This window comes from Nitrosophilus sp. (assembly GCF_982775275.1).
Genome location: NZ_CEXZHP010000288.1, coordinates 1 through 1,386 on the forward strand (window position 1 = coordinate 1; position 1,386 = coordinate 1,386).

A 1,386-nucleotide genomic window follows, 5' to 3' on the forward strand; every position below is an offset into this window, starting at 1 on the left:
AGGGAGTAACCCAAGAAGATACATTTGTAAAACCAAAGCGGTTTGTGCCGTATCGTGCGCTTCAAAAGCACCCCGCTCAAACAAGAGCCATACAATCTCCTGTGCTAAGATAATGCCCCCAAGCGTGCTTGCTGTTAAAATAAAAGCCAAAAACCAAAACGCTTTTTGAAGGTGTACAAGTGCTTTGTTCTCATCGTTGTTTTTTAAGTAGCGCGCTACACGGGGAAAGAGTGCTACTGAGGTGGCAATAGCAAAAAGTGCAAGAGGAAGCTGAAAAATTCTGTTGGCATAGTAAAGGTAGGAGATGCTCCCTGTTACCAAAAAAGAGGCTAAAAAAGTATCTAAAAAAGCACTTACCTGAGCGGTAGAGTTTCCCCACATTGCGGGAAAAAAGTTGTTACGAAACTTTTTGGTTTCATGCTTTAGAAGCACACCTTTTTTTTGAAGATGCAAAGCACCACCCACAAGAAGTTTGCACACACCAAGTTTATAGATGGTATAACAATGGATGGCAAGCTGTAAGATACCCCCTGTAACCACACCGTAACTCAAATACAAAACAATATCTTGCTGTGATTTCTCTTTGGAGAGTACAAGTGCCGCAATAAGGGAGAGGTTTAAGAGTGCCGTTGCAAAAGCAGATGTGGCAAAATGGTGTTTGTACTGTAAAATGGTGCTTAAAAATGTCACACCAAAAATCAAAGGAAGATACCAAAAATTTATGGCAACAAAAGGGGCTGCCATGGTGATGGTGTGTGGTTCAAACCCTACTGCTATCGCTTTTGTAAAAAGAGCGGGAAAAAGGTTTACCAAAAGAGTTATAAGTACAATGATAGAGATAAATGTAAGAAAGATATGGATACTAAAAACCGCTTTGTGTTTTGAACGTGCAAAAGCGGGCAGAAACACCTGCGTAAAAGCACCCTCTGCAAAGATGCGGCGAAAGAGATTGGGGAGTTTAAAAGCGATAAAAAAGATGTCACTGTAGATATTAGCACCAAGGATGGAAGCTGTGAGCAAATCGCGAATAAATCCTAAAATACGGGAAAATAAAATACCAAAACTGTTGGTAAAAATTGCTTTGAACATAAGGCTCTTTTATAAGTTTTACGAAATTTTAACAAATCTTAGGTTAAAATAGCCAAACTTTACGCACTATATTTTACAATGATGGGAAAAAAATGGCACTTTTTGGTTCAGGGAAGAAAAAAACGGCAGTTATAAAAAAGGTAAGACCGACAGTTGTGCGAACACAAAATGTCGCTAAAGAGATATTTAAACTTGCAAACTCTTACGATATGAAACCTGAACTTTTGGATTTTAATATTTTAAGTGTACAAAGTTATACCCGAAAAAACTCAAACGAGAAAGAGGGGGAGTGGGAAG

The 1,386-nt window shown here is 38.7% G+C and carries 1 protein-coding gene and 1 pseudogene; one reads left to right on the forward strand and one right to left on the reverse strand.

Annotated features, from left to right (window positions below; translation table 11 throughout):
- A partial coding sequence (gene murJ, locus AC30RD_RS09335; protein WP_489494267.1) for a murein biosynthesis integral membrane protein MurJ occupies positions 1-1,089 on the reverse strand: 1,089 nt, incomplete at its 3' end.
- A 92-nt stretch (positions 1,090-1,181) separates the two neighbouring features.
- Between murJ and AC30RD_RS09340 the strand changes: the two are divergent.
- Positions 1,182-1,386, forward strand: a pseudogene (locus tag AC30RD_RS09340) (flagellar assembly protein A); the annotation flags it as partial.